At 67.5% G+C, this 17,002-nt stretch carries 13 protein-coding genes; 6 read left to right on the top strand and 7 right to left on the bottom strand.

Going from position 1 to position 17,002, the window contains the following annotated elements:
* Window positions 1–27 precede the first annotated feature (27 nt).
* Complete coding sequence (locus LZC94_08825) at window positions 28–2,037, bottom strand: 4Fe-4S binding protein (protein ID WXB17372.1); 2,010 nt, start codon at window positions 2,035–2,037, stop codon at window positions 28–30.
* A 4-nt stretch (window positions 2,038–2,041) separates the two neighbouring features.
* Window positions 2,042–3,136: a DUF362 domain-containing protein gene (locus LZC94_08820; protein ID WXB17371.1), complete on the bottom strand. Its 1,095-nt coding sequence runs from the start codon at window positions 3,134–3,136 to the stop codon at window positions 2,042–2,044.
* Between the two features lie 164 nt (window positions 3,137–3,300).
* Here LZC94_08820 and LZC94_08815 point away from each other — a divergent pair, with 164 nt between their 5' ends.
* From LZC94_08815 to LZC94_08805, 3 genes are all read left to right on the top strand, one after another.
* Window positions 3,301–4,746: an MATE family efflux transporter gene (locus LZC94_08815; GenBank protein WXB17370.1), complete on the top strand. Its 1,446-nt coding sequence runs from the start codon at window positions 3,301–3,303 to the stop codon at window positions 4,744–4,746.
* Window positions 4,747–4,759: 13 nt separating this feature from the next.
* Window positions 4,760–5,506, top strand: a complete 747-nt coding sequence (locus LZC94_08810; protein ID WXB17369.1) for an NAD-dependent deacylase — start codon at window positions 4,760–4,762, stop codon at window positions 5,504–5,506.
* Window positions 5,507–5,571: 65 nt separating this feature from the next.
* Window positions 5,572–5,862 carry a hypothetical protein gene (locus LZC94_08805; protein WXB17368.1) on the top strand — a complete coding sequence of 97 codons (291 nt, stop codon included), beginning with the start codon at window positions 5,572–5,574 and terminating at the stop codon, window positions 5,860–5,862.
* A gap of 108 nt (window positions 5,863–5,970) precedes the next feature.
* Here LZC94_08805 and LZC94_08800 read toward each other — a convergent pair whose 3' ends face one another.
* Entirely contained in the window at window positions 5,971–7,269 is a 1,299-nt protein-coding gene (locus LZC94_08800) for a hypothetical protein (protein ID WXB17367.1), read from the bottom strand.
* Between the two features lie 497 nt (window positions 7,270–7,766).
* On the opposite strand from LZC94_08800, the gene LZC94_08795 reads away from it, so the two are divergent.
* Window positions 7,767–10,217, top strand: coding sequence for a protein kinase (locus LZC94_08795; protein WXB17366.1), 2,451 nt, complete (start codon window positions 7,767–7,769; stop codon window positions 10,215–10,217).
* Window positions 10,218–10,238: 21 nt separating this feature from the next.
* Here LZC94_08795 and LZC94_08790 read toward each other — a convergent pair whose 3' ends face one another.
* From LZC94_08790 to LZC94_08780, 3 genes are all read right to left on the bottom strand, one after another.
* Complete coding sequence (locus LZC94_08790; protein ID WXB17365.1) at window positions 10,239–11,711, bottom strand: MlaD family protein; 1,473 nt, start codon at window positions 11,709–11,711, stop codon at window positions 10,239–10,241.
* A gap of 128 nt (window positions 11,712–11,839) precedes the next feature.
* Entirely contained in the window at window positions 11,840–12,235 is a 396-nt protein-coding gene (locus tag LZC94_08785; GenBank protein WXB17364.1) for a hypothetical protein, read from the bottom strand.
* 134 nt (window positions 12,236–12,369) lie between these two features.
* Window positions 12,370–14,235: a peptidoglycan DD-metalloendopeptidase family protein gene (locus tag LZC94_08780; protein ID WXB17363.1), complete on the bottom strand. Its 1,866-nt coding sequence runs from the start codon at window positions 14,233–14,235 to the stop codon at window positions 12,370–12,372.
* Window positions 14,236–14,348: 113 nt separating this feature from the next.
* Here LZC94_08780 and LZC94_08775 point away from each other — a divergent pair, with 113 nt between their 5' ends.
* On the top strand, window positions 14,349–15,101 hold the full coding sequence (locus tag LZC94_08775; GenBank protein ID WXB17362.1) for a tetratricopeptide repeat protein: 753 nt from the start codon (window positions 14,349–14,351) through the stop codon (window positions 15,099–15,101).
* A complete protein-coding gene (locus LZC94_08770) occupies window positions 15,098–16,243 on the top strand; it encodes a DUF2062 domain-containing protein (GenBank protein ID WXB17361.1) in 1,146 nt (381 codons plus the stop codon). Before LZC94_08775 ends, LZC94_08770 begins: the two co-directional genes overlap by 4 nt.
* Here LZC94_08770 and lipB read toward each other — a convergent pair.
* On the bottom strand, window positions 16,182–17,000 hold the full coding sequence (lipB, locus tag LZC94_08765; GenBank protein WXB17360.1) for a lipoyl(octanoyl) transferase LipB: 819 nt from the start codon (window positions 16,998–17,000) through the stop codon (window positions 16,182–16,184). The genes LZC94_08770 and lipB overlap by 62 nt on opposite strands.
* Window positions 17,001–17,002: the final 2 nt, after the last annotated feature.

The following is a 17,002-nucleotide window of genomic DNA, read 5'->3' as shown; positions in this document are numbered from 1 at the left end:
CGACCGAAACGTTAGCGGCTCGCGCCATCAACTCTTCTGATTGTAGTTCGTGTTCTCGAGCAGGATGACATTGGTCTTGCTGCGCGATTCGCCGACGCTGGTCACGTAAACCGCGGGCTGATCCTGCACGGGGCAGACCTTCTCGCACGCGCCGCACCCGATGCAAAGGGCGGGGTCGACATGGGGGCGCTGCAGTTTTACCGTCTTCATGGCCGGCTGCTCGCCATTGGGACCTGGCTTGGAGTCGCGAACGGGTGCCTCCACCTCCTCGACCCAGATGGCCTTTGGCGAGGTAGGGCAGAATTCTTCGCATACGATGCACGGCGTCTGCATGCTCCACGGCAAGCAGCGGCCGTGGTCGTAGAAGGCCGTGCCGATCTTCACGGGCGCGACGCCGATGCCGAGCTTTTCCTTCTCGGTGATCTTTTGGATCGCGCCCGTCGGGCAGACTTGGCCGCAGAGCACGCACGAGTGCTCGCAATAGCCGATGCGCGCGATCAAGATGGGCGTCCAGACGCCTTCGAGCCCCGACTCGAGGAAGGCCGGGTGGAGCGCGTTGTTGGGGCACACCTTCATGCACTCGGCGCAGCGGATGCAGCGCTCGAGGAAGGCGCGCTCCTCCACCGCGCCCGGCGGGCGAATGACCTTGGAGTGGTAATTGACGTCGAGCGCGTCGGCGATGCGGGAGGCCGGCAGAAAGAGCGCGCCCGCTCCGGCGGCGGCGAGGGCGGTGCGGCGCTCGGTGTCGGGCTTGGTGACGGCGCTCCTCCGGTTGGGGAGGAAGCGGAACTTGATGACGTCCTCGGGGCACGCCGTCTCGCAATTGAGGCACATATGGCACTCGTCCTGGCGCCACTTCACGCCGCCTTGCGGGCTATCGGCCCCTTGGCAGTTCACCAGGCACAGGTTGCAATCCGTGCACTTTGCATGGTCTTTCTCCATGCCGAACAGGGCGAAGCGGGCGAAGACCCCGAGGAAGGCGCCGAGCGGGCAGAGGACGCGGCACCAGAAACGCGGGATGAAGCGGTTGGCGAAGAGGACCGCGACCAGGAGAAAGACGATGAGCCACGTCTGGTGGAAATAGAACTGGTGCGATTGCCACACGGCCTGCGCGAGGAAGTCCTGCGTATGGTCGGCGGCGCTCTGCACGGGGCGCGCATGAAGGAGCGAGGCGCCGCCCAAGGTGCGCGCGCCGATGTACTGCGCGGCGGGGATGACGCCGAGGCCGATGGATCGAACCGCGATGCAAATCGGGTCGAAGAGGCCGCCGATGGCGCTCCCAAAGACGCCGGCCACGAGGAACGCGTAGAGCAGGTAGTACTTGGCGCGCTGGTAGCCGTGCGTTTTGTTCGCCTCGACGCGAACGGCGCCTCGTCCGCGGCGCGAGGGGAGCAGCCAACCGAAGAAGTGATGGAGGGTGCCGAAGGGGCAGATCCAGCCGCAGAAGACGCGGCCGAACACCAAGGTGAGCGCAAGGAGACCGAAGCTCCAGAGCAGCCCGCGGTAGACCGTGTGCGTGGAGAGCACGGTCATCGCCGTGACGAAGGGATCGGCGAGCAGGAACGCTTCGACGGGGAGCGGCAGACGAACCGGCGTGTCCGCCTGCGCGGCGAAGGTGCCGCGGAAGGCCGTCTGGAAGAGGAAATACATGAAGAGCGCGAAGAAGAGCACCTGCGACGCGCGGCGGACCCAGACCAAGCTGCGAATGCTCAGACGCGCGGGGATGCCGGAGCCGGGGAGCTTCTTTTTCGGCTTCTTCTTGGCGGCGGGGGCCGGGATGGCGGGGGTCGCGACGGCGGCAGCTTGCGCGATGGGGGCCGGAGCGACGGGTTGCGTCTTGGCGCCCCCCACGATCCAGGTGGTGTCGCGGTCGATGGGGGCGACGGTGCCGGCTTGGCCGGTCTTCCAGGGGATGGGCTCCGGGAAGTCCGCCATGTCGTGGTGGATGTGCGCCGGCTTGGTCGCGGAGGCGGCGGTGACGTCGAGGGCGACGCCGGCGTGCGCGTGAGGGTGCGCGGGGGACGGGGATGCGGCCATGGGGTCACACCTCCTTTACGCGGAGGTTCTCCCAGTACATCGTGCCGATGCCGCGCTCGTGGGCCATCTTGAGGTACGGAAGGTTGTCGCGGTGTTGGCCGATGAGGGTGCACGCAAAGGCGTCGGCGGCGACTTGGTCGACGGAGGCGATGACGGTGTGCATCTCGCGCGTGTCGTCGATGTTTCCGCCTTGCGGGCCGTTGCGAACGAGGACGCGGATGGCGTCGACGATGGTGAGCGAGGGGCGCATGAAGGTGGCCAGATCGGCGATCGAGGTGTCGATGTTCTGGTGCAATCGGTTGCGGCGCCCGCCCAGAACGCCGTACCAGTTCTTCATGGCGGCCGTGAACTTGGCGAGGTTGTGGTGCTTGGCCACCGGCACGTTGATCACCTTGTCGGCGTCGACCAGGGTGGTGAAGATGGGCCACTCGTCGAGCACGTCGCCTTTGAGGCGCATGGTGCGGAAGCGATGCTCGGCCGGCAGCACGATCTCACCGCCCACCGCGTACGCCTTGCGCCAGATGCCCGAGCGCTGAAAGCACCGATTCGGATCGTTGCACGATCCGTCGGCCACCACCACCCGCTTGGCCCCGGCGTCGTAAGCTTGCTGCACCACCGCCGCGACCACGTCGGGGTTGGTGTTGGCCGCGTGCACGGGCATGCGATCCCAGCCGATGTTCGGCTTCACCACCACGATGTCGCCCCGGCTGATGAAGCGCCCCATGCCGCCCAGCGCATCGAGCGCATTTCGAACCAGCTGCGCAGGGGTGAGCGGCGGCTCGCCCGCCGTCTTGGCCAGCGGTGAGCGGGCGATCGCCAGCTCGGCAAACTGCGTCTCCTTGCGGAGCGACGCGATGCGGAAGTCGCGGACCTGACGGGCGCCCTCCGCGCTGCCGACGCCGAAGCCTCCCTTGTCCCACACCGCGCGCCCGATGGCGGCCGAGCCCGCAAGCACCCCGAGGGCCGCGCCCGCGCGCACGAGCATTTCGCGGCGGGACGGCTGTCCTCCGGCCGAAGCACGCGGATCGGGCGCTCCGGCTCGGGGGCCGGCGTCCTTTGCGCGCTCGGGGGCGGGCTTGACTTCCGACTTCGGTTTCACGCCTTTCTCTTAGCGCCTTTTTTACGGTCGCGGCAACTTGTGGCGCGATCGCGTGCGGCGCCCGCACGATACCGCACCGGGGCGTGCTCGACGGCGGCGCGCCAGGGCGCCGCGACGCATGAACTTGTCGTGCAGCGCATGGGCCGGTTAGGCTCGGGCCGCTCATGGTCGACCGGGCCACGCGTCGAATCCTCGAAGGCCCCCTCGCCAAGGAGGTCGCGCGCTTTGGCATTCCGCTGGCGCTGGGCATGGCGCTGCAAACGACCTTCAATTTGGTCGACGCCTACATGGTGGCGCAGCTACCGCGCGAGGAGGTGGGCTCCGCCATCGGCGCCCTCGGCATCTGCGATCAGGTCGCCGCCCTCGGCACCATTTTGAGCTACGGGGTCTCCACCGCCACGAGCTCCATCATTTCGAACCGGGTGGGCTCGGGCGATACGCAGGGCGTTCAGAAGGCGGCGTGGCAGTCGATCCTCATCGTGACCGCGCTGGGCGTGCTCTTTGGGTTTCTGGGCATCGCGTTCGCGGGGACCATCGTCCGCGACATCATCGGCGCCAAAGGCGGCGTGGCCATCTTCGCGACGCGTTACCTGCGCGTGGTGGTGGGCGGCAGCTTTACGATTTTTCTGCTGCTGCAGCTGGCGAGCATCCAGCGGGCGCTCGGCTCGGCCAAGACCCCCGTGTCGCTGATGCTGGCGGGCAACGTCCTCAACGTCGTCCTCGCCATTCTGATGATCTTCGGCGAGGGTCCCTCCCCGGCCGCCTTCGCATGGGCGGCGCCGCTGGCCAAAGCCCTCCACATCCCGCGCATGGGCATGATCGGCGCCGCGTGGGCCACGATCATCGCGCGCGGGCTGGTGCTGGTGCCGAACGTCATCATCTTGGCGCGGCGCTTCGAGGTGGTCATCCCCAAGCGCGGCGCGCGCGGTCTCGATCGGGAAGAGATCGCCCGCATCCTCGGGGTGGCCTGGCCGTCCAGCGCGCAGATGGTGATCCGCATCGCGGCCATGCTGCTCGTGAACTCCCTGGTCGCTCGGTTCTTCACCAGCGAAGACGATCAGGTGGCGACCACGGGGCTCGGCCTGGTCTTCCGCGTGGACACCATGGCGCTGTTCATCGCCATGGGCTGGGGCAGCGCCGCGCAGACGTTCGTGGGGCAAAACATGGGCGCCTCGCAGGAGGCGCGCGCCAGCTACAGCGGCTGGCTCACCGCCATCTACGACGGCATCACCAATGTCGGGCTCATCGCGCTTCTGCTGCTGCACGGGGAGACCATCCTGCGCTTCTTCGACGACGACCCCGCGCCCGTCGCCGTCGCCATGCACTATTTGAGCATCGTCACGCCCACCTACATCGGCCTGGGGGTCGGCATCGTGCTCGGCAACGCCATGGCGGGCGCCGGCGCGACCCGCACCTCCATGTGGATCGACGTGGCCGTCATCTTGGGGCTGCAAACCCCGCTCTCCATCCTCGCCGTGGCCGTCTTCGATGCCTCGCTCGAGACGCTGTTCCGCTGCGTGGGCGCGACCAACGTGGTCAGCGCCCTCGTCTACGCCGTCGTCTACGGCCGCGGCAAGTGGCGCCGCGCCGTCGCGGCGCGGATTGCATGATACGCTCCCCGCGATGGTCGTTGTGACGTACGACAAGCTCCCGCCGCTGACGATTGGACCCCATGAGCGCGTGTTCGTGCTGACCGGCGCGGGCATCAGCGCCGAGAGCGGCATCTCGACCTTCCGAGACAAGGACGGGCTCTGGGAGCGCCATCGCATCGAGGACGTGGCCTCGCCCGGGGGATGGCACGCCGACGCCGGCGTCGTGTGGCGCTTCTACTCCGAGCGGCGCGCGCAAGCGGAGACGGTGCTCCCCAACGCCGCGCACGTGGCCTTGGCGGAGCTCGAACAGCGGCTCGAAAACCGGCTCTTTCTCTGCACGCAAAACGTCGATCCGCTGCACGAGCGCGCGGGCTCGCGGCGCGTTTTGCACATGCACGGAGAGCTGTTCAAGACCCGCTGCGAGAACGCGTACTGCTCCACGTCGCCGCGCGAGGACCACGGCGTGTACATGACCAAGGAGGAGATCCCGCGCTGCGGAGAGTGCGACGCGCGGCTGCGTCCGCACATCTGCTGGTTCGGCGAGATGCCCTTCGACATGGATCGCATCGCCCGCGAGCTCGCCCGATGCGACTGGTTCATCACCATCGGAAGCTCCGGGGCCGTCTATCCGGCGGCTGGGTTCGTCGAGGAGGTGCGCTCCCACGGTCGCGCCCGAAAAATTTACGTGGGGCCCGAGCGGCCGGACAACGCGGCACACTTCGATGAGTGCCGGTTGGGCAGAGCTGGTGAGGTGGTTCCGGTTCTCTTCTCCGTGTAATCACCTCCAAAAAAGCCGTCCCCTCTTGAAAAATGCACGTGCCTGAGCCATTGGACATGGGCCCCATGTCCATGAAGCGATCCAAGCCGCGCTCGAGCGGCAAGAGCCAAGACTCACAGTCCGAAGACGGCGATTACTTCGCCAAGCCCAAGGCACCGGAAAAGAGCTGGGAGGAGCTCACTGGCAACAAGCCCGACGATGCGTTCACCCCGTATGCGCTCACGTCCCGGTTCGACAAAGGGCAGCTGGTGACCCACCCCAAGTTCGGCAAGGGAGTCGTCACCTTCGTCGAAGCGAATCGGGTCGAGATCCTCTTCCAAGACGGCACGAAGAAGCTCGGCCACGGCGCGAGCTGACGCGGGCCTGCCCGGGCTTCGCGACGGCGAGCCTCGCGGGCTCCGCGACTGCGCGCGCGCTCTCCCGACGAGCTCTCGACGAGCTCCGAACAAGAGAGCATTCGCTCGCTATCGGCCGTGACCGGGTCCGAGGATGTCTTCCATTTTGCGGACGGCGTCGAACTCGTGAACGTGCGGCGGGTGATGGCACGATAGGCAGCTCTCGGGCTTCGGACGCGGGATGGGCACCTTCACCTTGGAGGGGGCCGCTGCGTGCTTGGAGCCGGGTCCGTGGCACACCTCGCACTGCACGTCTTTGAGGTTCTCCACGTGGGTGACGGTGCTGCCGCTGGGCATGTCGTAGCCGGTGACGTGGCAGCTGACGCAGTCGAGGTTGTACTCCTTGAACTGGTTCGAGAGCGTGGCGTACGCGTGCGCGTGTGCCGTCTTGTCCCAGACCTTGCGCGCGTCGTCGTGGCAGGTGGTGCACGTCTCCACGCCCGCGTAGGAGGCCTCCCCTTTGGCCGCGGCTTTGGGCTTCTTGTCGGCGAACGCCTTCTTGTTCGCCTCGTTCACTTGTTTGTAATATGCAAGCAAACGCGCGCTGACGGCGTTGTCCTTGCCGAGCGAGTCGCGCATCTCTTGGACGCGGTAGCGGAAGAAGCTCCCCTTGGCGGGCGTGGGCGCCTTGTCGAGCTCCGCGCGCTCCTTCTCGAGCACGGCGAGATCGGCGCGGCGGGCCTCGATGTCGGCCTTCGACACCTTGGGATCGCCCTCCCATTGCGCGATCTTGCCGCGCATCTCGTCGATGCGGCGCATGACGTCGGCGCGCTTGCGCGCCAGATCGAGCCCGGTGCCGTCGGCGAACGCGTAGGAGCCATCGCGCACGTAGAGGTCGAGCGCCGCCGCGGTGGTGAGGTGGTTGCCCGTCTCGGCGATGAGCACATTTCCAATGCGCTCGGGCGGCGGGGTCTCCGAGTTGGCGTCGCCCGAGCCGCCGGGGGAGCCGACGACGATGGCCGTCAGATCGGGCACGGCATCGGCGATGCGCTTGGCCTCGCCGCGACCCACGGCCGCGAGGACCACGAGGACGCGAGCGCCTTGCGCCCGCAAGGTGGCCACATCGGCCTTCACCGCGTCGATGGGCGAGGCCACGTCCAGCCCCGCGGGCGCGCCGCCCTCCGCGCGATCGGGGGACGTCACGCCGATCAAGCCGAGCTTCACCCCGTTGATCTCGCGCATCTGAGGACCGCGCCACGCGGGCAGCACGCCTTGGCCGGCCACGTTGGCCATCAGGAGCGAGCCTTTGCTCTCCGTGCGAAATCGCTCGAGCTCGGGGAGGCCCGCCACGAAGTCATTTTTGCCCGGCGTAAAGCCCGCGAGCCCGAGATCGGCCAGGCAAGAGGCGATGGTGGAGGCCTTGGCCACATCTTGTGCGCGTTTGTCGTCTTTCAGAATTGGATCAAGAAAAAATAGCGGACCAGCCGACACCAAGACATTTGCTGGAGCCTTCGATTTTTCCGAGGTGACCCATGCTGCAAAGTGATCCATCCCTCCGAGCTGATCTTTCACGCACCCACACGGTTCGAGTGCGCCGGCGAGATCGGACACGATATAGATACGAAGCGTGGGTGACGCCGGCTCGTCGTGGGGTGACATGGCCGTTCCGCTCGTCGTCCCACGACAGCCTTCGCAGGCGGCAACCCCTCCGAAGGAGACGGCCATCATAGGCAGCAGCCCCCGAAGGAGCGACCGGACGAACGTGGAAGCGAGGACGTTTGGGAAAGTCGGGCGCGGCACGCCACGCGCCTCCGCAGTGGAAGTCGGACGCGGCACGCCGCGCGCCGTGCGGCCCCTAGCAGCAAGAAGGGAAGAGAAAATAGGTTTCATTTGTGAACGTGAGGGCGAAAGGTAGTCTATCCATCGTGCAAGGCGAGAGTGTGCCCAAACGAGGGGTGCCCCAGCCCATTCGAGGAGGCCCGATCAAATTTGGCCGATACCTCCTGGAGGCTCGCATTGCCGTGGGTGGAACGGCGGAAGTGTATCTGGCGCGGCCCCTCCCGCCGGAGGACGAGGCCGGCACCAAAGACGCCGGAGTCGTCCACGTCGCCGCCACCGAAGCCCCGCGCCTGATCATCAAGCGACTCCTACCGCATTTTTTGATCGATCCGGAGGGCCGCACCATGTTCGAGCGCGAGGCGGCGCTCCACACGGCGGTTCACCACGAAAATGTGGTCCAAGTCTATGGCTCCGGCCTGAGCGACACCGGCGAGCCGTACCTGGCCATGGAGTACGTCGATGGGGTCGACGCCTACCGCCTGCTCCGTCGCTTTCGCAACGAGGGGCGCGCGCTGCCCAACCATGTGGCCGTGCACATCATCAGCAAGGTGCTGGCGGCCCTGGAGAGCGTGCACTCTGCAACCGACGACCAAGGGACACCGCTCGGCATCATCCACCGCGACGTGACCCCGTCGAACCTCTATTTGTCCAAAGACGGGAGGGTGAAGCTGGGCGACTTCGGCATCGCGCGCTCCACGCAACGCGCCACCATGCGCAACGCGGCCAGCGCCATGTTGAAGGGAAAGATCGCGTACTTGGCCCCCGAGCAGGTGGCGGGCGAGCCCTTCGACTACCGCGCCGATCTGTTCAGCGTGGCCACGGTGCTCACGGAGATGGTCATTGGAAAGCCGCTCTTTCCGGGCGGCGGGCAGCTCGCGATCCTCTTGGCTATCCGCGACTGCCGCATCGATCCCTTGCGTGAAGCGAAGGAGCGGCTGCCGAAGGTGCTGTTCGACAGCTTGATCTGCGCCCTCAGCCGCGATCCCAAGGCGCGCTTTCAATCGGCCGCGCAGTTCGCGAGCTCCATCAAGGATCTCGACCCGACCCCCGACGTCACCGCCAAGCAGCTCGGCACGTATGTCACCCGCGCGCAGACCGGCAGCGAGCTCGCCGCCAGCTCGGACGGTGGAGGGCCGCGCTCGTCGAGGACCATCGGCACCCCGCCTCCCCTGCCCGCTACGCGCAAGCGCACACCGCCGCCGCTGCCCACGCCGTTCAACAGCGACGACGCCGGCGCGCACCCGCGCGTGATCCCCGAGGCGCGCGCGTCCGAGCCCGACGCCGACGGCGAACCGAAGATCGACTCGTCGCAGATCAGCGATGTGCTGGCGAGCCTCGGCGAGGGGCCGGTGAGCCTGGCCGAGGCGCCGAGCAGCGGGCGGGTGAGCGAGAGCCAGCTCAAGACCGGCGCGGGCGACGACCTCGACGAGCACGCGCTCCACGCGAGCCTCGCGGGGCACGCCGATCCCGCGGACCACGCCGGCCGGGTGAGCCACGCCGATCCCGTGGGCCACGCGGATCGCACGGGCGACGCGCACAACGCCAACGAGGCCACGACCGCGCAGTATGCGCCGCTTCCATCGTTGGTCATCACGGTGAACGGCGAGCGTCATGGGCCATGGGCCTTTGCGCGGCTGGTGGAGGCCATCGCCACCGGCGAGCTGGGGGCGCGCGATCAAGTCTCGTACATGGGGCGCGGGCTGCAGCACATCGAGGACGTCGACGATCTGGTGCGCTTCCTCCCCGCCAAGACGACCACCACCACGAACCGCATGCGCGGGCCGGGCGCGCCCGACTTCCACGACGATCTGCACTCGACGAACATGCTCGACGTGCTCTTGCGCATCCTGGAGACGCAGGACACGGGCGTGCTGTTTGCCGACGGCGCCAGCTTTGGCAAGGCGGCCAGCAGCCGCAAGGAGCTGTACTTCAAGAACGGCAAGCTGCTCCATGTCTCGTCGACCAACGCGAGCGAGCTGTTTGGCGAGTACCTGGTCCGGCGCGGTGCGCTGCGGCGCGAGCAGCTCGAGGTGGCGCTCAATGTCCTCCCCCGCTATGGCGGCCGCATGGGCGATACGTTGATCGCGCTGGGGCTCGTGGGCCCGGTGGAGATCTTCCGCGCCATCCGCGAGCAAGGCCGCGACCGCGTGGCCGACATCTTCCGCTGGCAGTACGGGACCGTCTCCTTCTACCGCGGCCAAACGCCTCCCCATGTGGAGTTCCCGCTCGACGTGGAGCTGCCCGATCTGATGATCGCCGGCCTGGAGGCCTCCTGGCCCGACGACTCCCCGCTCGAGCGCTACGAGAGCCGCTTCGACGACGTGCTCACGCGCACCGAGCCCACGCGCCGCGCCCTGGCCAAAGGCGTCAAGTGGCCGCCCCTCGTCGGCGGCGTGCTGACGTTGTGCGCGGCCCCCGAGGGGGTCACCGTGCGCGATCTCTTGCAAAAGACGTGCGGCGGCGTGCTCGGCTCCGGCGACGTGCTGCGCGCGGTGGAGATCCTGCTGGCCGCGGGGTTCGTGGGTTGGAAGGTGTAGCGCGGCCGGCTCGGCGCAACGCTACCGGCTCGGGGTGGCGCTGCCGGCGAAGGGGAGGATCGTCTTGAGATCGTCGTCGGTGAAGCGGAGCTGCAGGCCGATGAAGTAGTCGCGGCGCTGCGGCAGGAACATGTGGTCGATGCCGCCGAGCAGCCAGAGGCGGTGGATGAACTCGTAGCCGACGTACACGCGGTAGCGCGGCTGGATCTCCTCGCCGAAGCCGAAGAGATCTTGCGACAGCTCGAAGCGGTCTTGCAGAAGGTGCACGTCGAGGCCGATGCCGCCCGTCGACTCTTTGATGCCGAAGCGGCCGGTGAACGGACCGAGCTTGCGCGCGAACTGGAGCGAGAAGCGGAAGGCGTCGGTGGTGGTGGTGGTGACCGTGCGGTAGTGGGCCGGATCGCGCGGGTTGGTGGTGTCGACGTCGGTCTGCGTGATGGTGGTGCGGCCGCGCGGATCGTTGATCAACTCGATGAGGTAGTATTTGTCCTCGCGCGGCTGGAGCCGCAGCTGCACGTAGTTTTTGATGGTGTTGGCGAGGAAGTTGTAGTCGGCGCGAAGCCCCACCACCGTCTGCAGACGCGAGATGCCGCCGACATAGTCGTTGACACCTTCGGCCACGCCCTGCACCTCGTTGATGAGGGTCTCGTCCTTGGAGAGGCGCCCCAAGGTCCCCTCGCCGCGATCGGCGCGACCGGCCACGCTGTCGATGTGCCCGAGCGCGCTCTCGAGCCGTTTGCTCGACTCGTTGAGGTGCGTGATGGTCTCGCGAAGCTCGCTGCCGGTGCTGCCCTGGCCGGTCTGCGCGGTGATCTGCTTGACGTCCTCCGTGATGACCCGAACGTTCTCCAGGATCCTGGCCACCTGCGGCTCGCCGTTGGCGGCGATGGCGCCCACGTGCTGCAAGGTCTCGCGGATGACGGTGCGGTTCTCGCGCACGGTCTGGTTCAACGCGTCGGTGGCCTCGGCGAGGTTCTGGAGGATCAGGCGGATGTTCTGCCCTCCCTGCTCGGTGCCGACCGAGTTCGCGAGCTGCTCGGCGACCCGCTTGACCTGCTTGGCGATGTCGGCGACGTCGTTCATGATCTGGTCCGTCGACGCCTGCTCGACGATGATCTTGATCTCGTCGCCGTCCTTCAACCGCGGGTGGTCCTCGGTGCCCGGGGTGAGCACGATGACGCTCTCGCCCAGGAGGGACGCGTTCTTCTTGCCGATGGTGGCGTTGTCATGGAGGACGACATCGCCGTTGACGCGAACGTCGATACGCGCCATGCCATCTTCCAGCTTGATGCGGTGGATGGTCCCGATGGGGATGCCGGCGATGGCCACGCGGGAGTGGTTCGCGAGCCCGGTCGCGTCCTTGAGCTTGGCAAAGACGATGTAGTTTCCGCCGCCTGCGACGTCCTTGCTGACAGTGCGATAGACCAAGAAGGACGCGGTACCAGCCAAGACGACGAACGCTCCGACCTTCGCCGCTTGCGTGAGTTTCGCCATCGAGCGCGCAGGCTACCAGCCTTCCAACGGGAAGTGGAGTAGACGGCGCAGCCAAACGCGCGCAAACGACCGAGCTAACCGAGCTAACCGAGCTAACCGAGCTAACCGAGCTAACCGAGCTAACCGAGCTAACCGAAATAGAGCTTGCCGGGGTACTTCTGTTCGAAGTGCCGGATCACCAGCTCCCCGAGCCCCTCGATGGTGGTGCCCGCGATCACGCCTTTGACCCCCCACCCGATGACCGGAATGAGGTTCGCCCCCTCGGTGGCCACGGCCTTGAGCCCCACGCTCGCGAGCTCCAGGCCCGTGCCCAGCATCAGGATGTCGGGCCGGGAGAGCTCCTCCCCGTAGACGCGCCCGATCCAGTAGATCATGTGCGCTTCGAGGGCACAAAGTCCGGTGCTGGTCGCGATGGGGACCGGCAGCACCGCCCACGCGGTACCAAAGAGCGCGTACTTGTGGATCAGCGACCGCGCCTGCTCGCGGCACTTGATCGGAGGACGGTGGAGATCGGTACCGGACATGCCCTTAAAGGTAGGCCATGCCGCGGGATGCGCCAGCGCGGGGGGAGTGAGCGCGCCTACGGTCGCTCCCGTTCCCGTGCCCGAGGGTTGCTTTCGCCGAAGAGTCGGGAACGGGCACGTGTACGGGAGACGAGCTAGTGAGCCTGTTCCAGATCGTCGAGGATCTCTTCGGTCTCCTCGGGCTTGGGCGCGCCCGCATCGGGTCCGGCGGCCGGCTCGCTGCCGCTGCTGCCGCTGTTGGGGAGCGCGATGCCGTCGAGCTCGGCGTCGAGGCGCTTGCGATCTTCGTCGAATTCGGCGCGCGCAAAGGACGGGAGCACGCGGACGCCATCGAGCTTGAGCGAGAGGGGATCGATGAAGCTCCCCTTGCGCTTGACGGCAAAGTGAAGGTGTGGCCCGGTGGCGCGGCCGGTTTGACCCACATAGCCCACGAGCTGGCGCGCCTCCACGCTCTCGCCGACGTGCAAGCCGGCCGCGAAGCGCGAGAGGTGACAGTATGCGGTGATGAGCCCATTTTTGTGCTCGACTTGCACCATGTTGCCGCAAGGACCACCGTCGCCCGCGTGCTTGATGATGCCGTCGGCGCTGGCGTAGACGGGGGTTCCCGAGGGCGCGGCAAAGTCGACCCCGTTGTGCGGGATGATGACGTGCAGCACCGGGTGCTTGCGCCTCGGGTTGAAGCGCGAGGAGATGCGCGCCCCCGGTAGCGGCGCACGCCAGCCGCCGCGGTAAGGGCGCTTGCCGGAGGCGTCGTAGTAGCCGCGCGCGCGGCGGTCGCCCATGTAGTGGTAGACGCGGATGGGCGAGTTGGGCGCGTTCGAGGGATAATATTCGACCGCGTTGATGTCCGTGTAGCGCGTGAACACGCCGTCGATGCGCTCCTCGGTGGCGATGACCCGCAGGCGCGCGCCCGGGCGGACCTCCGCGAGCTCCGCGTGGCCGTCGAGCGCGTCGTCGAGCGACTCGAGCAGCACCGGATCGAAGCCGGCTTTCTTCACCGAATCGCGCAGATCGCCCTCGACCGGGAACCCGGCGGTGACCCGATGATCTTCGACCGCGAGCTCGAGCTTCTTGCCCTCGAGCACCCCGAGCTCGTTCTCGCGCGCTTGCCACACCTGCGAGGGCGACTCGATGTACTCGAACGCCACGATGTGCCCGCCCCTGCCCTTTTTGCGCGCCACCACGTAGGTGTGCGCGGGCTGCGCGCGATTGAAATTCCGAACCGCGCGGAACGCGTTGAAGATGCGCTGCGCATCGTTGCGGCCGACGCCCGATGCGCCGAGGGCCACCACCAGGGGGCGCTTGCCGACGGCCGCCTCCACCACCTCGATCGATTTGTCCTGCGCGAGCCGGGCGATCCGCCACTGCGGCTCGCGCGGCGCGAGCGGGCGCTGCGACGTGGGCGAGCTCACCGTGGACTCGGGCAGCGGAGGAAGCGCGCTCGCCGATCCGCGCGGGGCGACGGTGCTCAAGCTGGCGTCGGGCGCGTGCGCGCGAAACGGCGCGACGAAGAGGAAGTACGACGCCGCGGCCACCAGCGCGACCATGGCCGCGAGGGTCGGCTTGTCGATGGGGATCCTTCGCCACCAAGGCGGGCGCGATGCGCCGGCGCTGGCCCCTTCGGGCTCTCGTGGCGCGCGCTGGCTGCGCAAGAGCGAGAGTGGTCCCTCGCGCGGCACGCCGTTCGCCCGATCGTCGTACGTCTCCTGCGGAGGCTCGTCATCACGGCCGTCGTGCGCCTCGCGCGAAGACGCGTCGTGCTGCGACGGCGGAGCATCGTCGTGCGGCGCGTGCTCGGGGTCGGAGGCCTCGAGCTCTTCGCTCGCATCGCCCGGCTCGCCGCGACCGTTGCCATCGTCATGGGTCGCCGATGATGAGCCGTGGGTGTCGCCCGCGCCGTTCGAACCGTTCGCGTTCTCCACGTCGGACGCTTCAGGAGCAACGGGCGCTTCAGGAGCAACGGGTGCTTCGTCCTCCTTGGGCTTTTGAGCTTCCTCCACTTAGCGCGCCTTAGCCTCGGTAGAGACGATTCGCAAGTCTGGATTTCATTCCCAAGTCCCCGTGTTCGGAGGTCCTTGGCCCTGAAAGCGGTGTAAGCTTGGGGGTGGTGCACATGGATGATCGGCTCAAGCAGATCCTGCTTCTCGGGCGGGAACATTACGCGAATCGCGAATTCGACAAAGCCGAACTGCTCTTGCGCCAAGTTCTGGACGCCGAAGATCGCTTCGCCGACGTGCACGATATGCTCGGTGTGATCGCGCATTCTCGCGGTAATTTTATTCAAGCAGAGCGGCACTTCGAGCGCGCGCTCGCGATCAATCCCGCGTACACGGAGGCGGCGCTCAACCTCGCGGTCACCTACAACGATCGTGGAAAGTACGAAGCGGCGCGCGAAGTTTACAAACGGATCAAGGGGAACCCCACGGGCGCCGTGCAGACGCTCGATCCCTTCGCGCGCGGCAAGCTCGCCAACATGCACGCCGATCTCGCGCAGGCCTACGCCGATCTGGGGCTCACCCGCGAGGCGATCGGCGAGCTCGAAAAAGGTGTGACCCTCTGCCCCACCTTCGCTGATTTGCGCACACGACTCGGCAACCTGCTTCGCCACGAGGACGATCTCGCCGCCGCGCGCGTGCAATACGAGGCGGCGGTGGCCGCGCGCCCCGAGTACGTGCCTGCGCGGGTGCAGCTCGGCGTCACGCTCCTCGCGCTCGGGTTGCCCAACGACGCGGAGGAGGCTTGGCAAAGGGCGCTCTCCATCGATCCGGAGAACACGCAAGCCAAGATGTACCTGCGGATGCTCCAGCAAACGCGCTCGCAAGATTCGCTGCGAATGCGCGCGGCGCCGCCCTCGAACAAAGAATGATCGACGCGCCCGCGGGGTCGTGGAGGACGTCGTTTCACACAGCGTGGAGGCGGCTTCGAGGCGGGGAGCTCACGCCGGCGCGCGCCGCGGCCAGCGTGGCGATCGGGCTCGCCATCGGCGTGACGCCGCTCTGGGGAACGCACCTCGTTCTGGTCTTCGCCATCTGCATGCCGCTGCGGCTCGATGTGCCCATCGCGTACGTGGCGGCCAATATTTCGCTGCCCTTCATCGCGCCCTTCTTGACGATCGCGGAGATTGAAATCGGCGCGCGCGTCCTCACCGGCGAGTTTCTGCCGCTCTTGTCGCGCGAGGCGATGCTCGCGCACGGCGTCACGCCGTTCTTGAAGGAGATCGCCGTGGGCACGCTCCTCTTTTCACCGATGATGGCCGCGCTGGGCGGGGGGATCACGTACGTCATGGTGCGCGCTTCGCGGGGCTGGACCAAGGACGACGATCGCGCCGATGCGTTCGAAGCCGTGGCCCTGCGCGTGGCCGAGCGCTACGCGCGCGGGCGCAAGTTTACGCGCGGCTATGTGCAGTCCAAGATGCGCCGCGATCCCGTCGTTCGGGCGGTGCTCGCGCTGGGCCAGGGCGAAGGGCGCGACGGCGACGGCGGCGGCGACGCGGGCCTCGGCGATGTAGCGGACGTGGGCTGCGGGCGCGGGCAGCTGGGCATTGCGCTCCTCGAGTCCAGGGGTGCACGGAGCGTTGCGGGCGTCGATTGGGACTCGAAAAAAGTCCAAGAGGCCGCCCGCGCGGGCGAGGGGCTGCCGGTGACCTTCACGGTGGGCGACATCCGCGAGGAGCCGCGCACCCCGTGCGACACGGCGCTCTTGATCGACGTCCTGCACTACTTTACGGAGCACGAGCAGGACGCCATGTTGGACCGGATCGCGCGCCTTTCGCGATCGTGCATCGTGGTGCGCGATCTCGATCCGGAGCGCGGCTGGCGCAGCCGCGTCACGCGGCTGCAGGAGACGATCACCACGGGCCTCGGCATCAACCGCGGGGCGCGCCTTCACATCCGCCCGATCTCCGCCATCACGCGCGCGCTCGAGGCGCACGGCTTTCGCACCGAGGTCACCCCGTGCTGGCAGGGGACTCCGTTCGCGAATGTGCTGGTGGTGGCGAGAAGGCGCTGAGCTTTTCGTAGAGCTGCTCGCGCGGCGCGAGGGTCACCGCGGCGTCGAACACCTGGCCGAAGTGCGGAAGCACGCGGCGGGCGAGCTCCTCCACCGGCGGGGCCACCTTGCCCAGCGCGGCCAGCGAGGTGGCGCCATACTCGTCGATGGCGCACGGGACGATGAAGCCGAAGTAACGCATGTCGGTGGAGGCGTTGAAGGCGAAGCCGTGCATGGTGACCCAGCGCGAGAGGCGAACCCCGATGGCGCCGATCTTTCCGATGGTGGCGCGCCGCGCGAAGGGATCGTCCGCCCACACGTCGGGGCGGTTCAAATCGACCCACACGCCCAAGTATTTGCCATCGAGGCGGCCGGCGGCCAGATCGAACTCGGCGGCGAGGCCGATCATCACGCGCGCGAGATCGTACACGTAGCGGCGGACGTCGCAGCGATCGGGCTTCAAGTCGAGGATGGGGTATGCGACGAGCTGCCCGGGGCCGTGAAAGGTGACATCGCCGCCGCGGCCGGTCTCGTGAAAGTCGATGCCGAGCTGCGCGCGGGCGGCGGGGTCGACCAAGACATTGTGCATCTTGGCGCCGCGGCCCATGGTGATGACGGGCGGGTGCTCGAGCAAGAGCAAGGTGTCGCCGATGGCACCTGCGATGCGGGCCGCGAGGAGCTCTTGCTGCAGCGCGTGCGCCTCGCCGTAGGGGATCCGTCCCAGCCAGTGAGCGGTGATGGTTCGCGAGCGGGGAGGGTCTTGCGTCGGCGTCGGCATCG

This window comes from Sorangiineae bacterium MSr11954 (assembly GCA_037157815.1).
GTDB lineage: Bacteria > Myxococcota_A > Polyangia > Polyangiales > Polyangiaceae > Pendulispora > Pendulispora albinea.
This window is presented reverse-complemented; position numbering and strand designations above follow the sequence as displayed.

Excerpts from the sequence above, each read along its gene's own strand:
- LZC94_08825 (WXB17372.1), bottom strand. The coding sequence starts at position 2,037 with ATGGCCGCATCCCCGTCCCCCGCGCACCCTCACGCGCACGCCGGCGTC.
- LZC94_08815 (WXB17370.1), top strand. The coding sequence starts at position 3,301 with ATGGTCGACCGGGCCACGCGTCGAATCCTCGAAGGCCCCCTCGCCAAG.
- LZC94_08810 (WXB17369.1), top strand. The coding sequence starts at position 4,760 with ATGGTCGTTGTGACGTACGACAAGCTCCCGCCGCTGACGATTGGACCC.
- LZC94_08805 (WXB17368.1), top strand. The coding sequence starts at position 5,572 with ATGTCCATGAAGCGATCCAAGCCGCGCTCGAGCGGCAAGAGCCAAGAC.
- LZC94_08790 (WXB17365.1), bottom strand. The coding sequence starts at position 11,711 with ATGGCGAAACTCACGCAAGCGGCGAAGGTCGGAGCGTTCGTCGTCTTG.
- LZC94_08785 (WXB17364.1), bottom strand. The coding sequence starts at position 12,235 with ATGTCCGGTACCGATCTCCACCGTCCTCCGATCAAGTGCCGCGAGCAG.
- LZC94_08775 (WXB17362.1), top strand. The coding sequence starts at position 14,349 with ATGGATGATCGGCTCAAGCAGATCCTGCTTCTCGGGCGGGAACATTAC.
- LZC94_08770 (WXB17361.1), top strand. The coding sequence starts at position 15,098 with ATGATCGACGCGCCCGCGGGGTCGTGGAGGACGTCGTTTCACACAGCG.
- lipB (WXB17360.1), bottom strand. The coding sequence starts at position 17,000 with ATGCCGACGCCGACGCAAGACCCTCCCCGCTCGCGAACCATCACCGCT.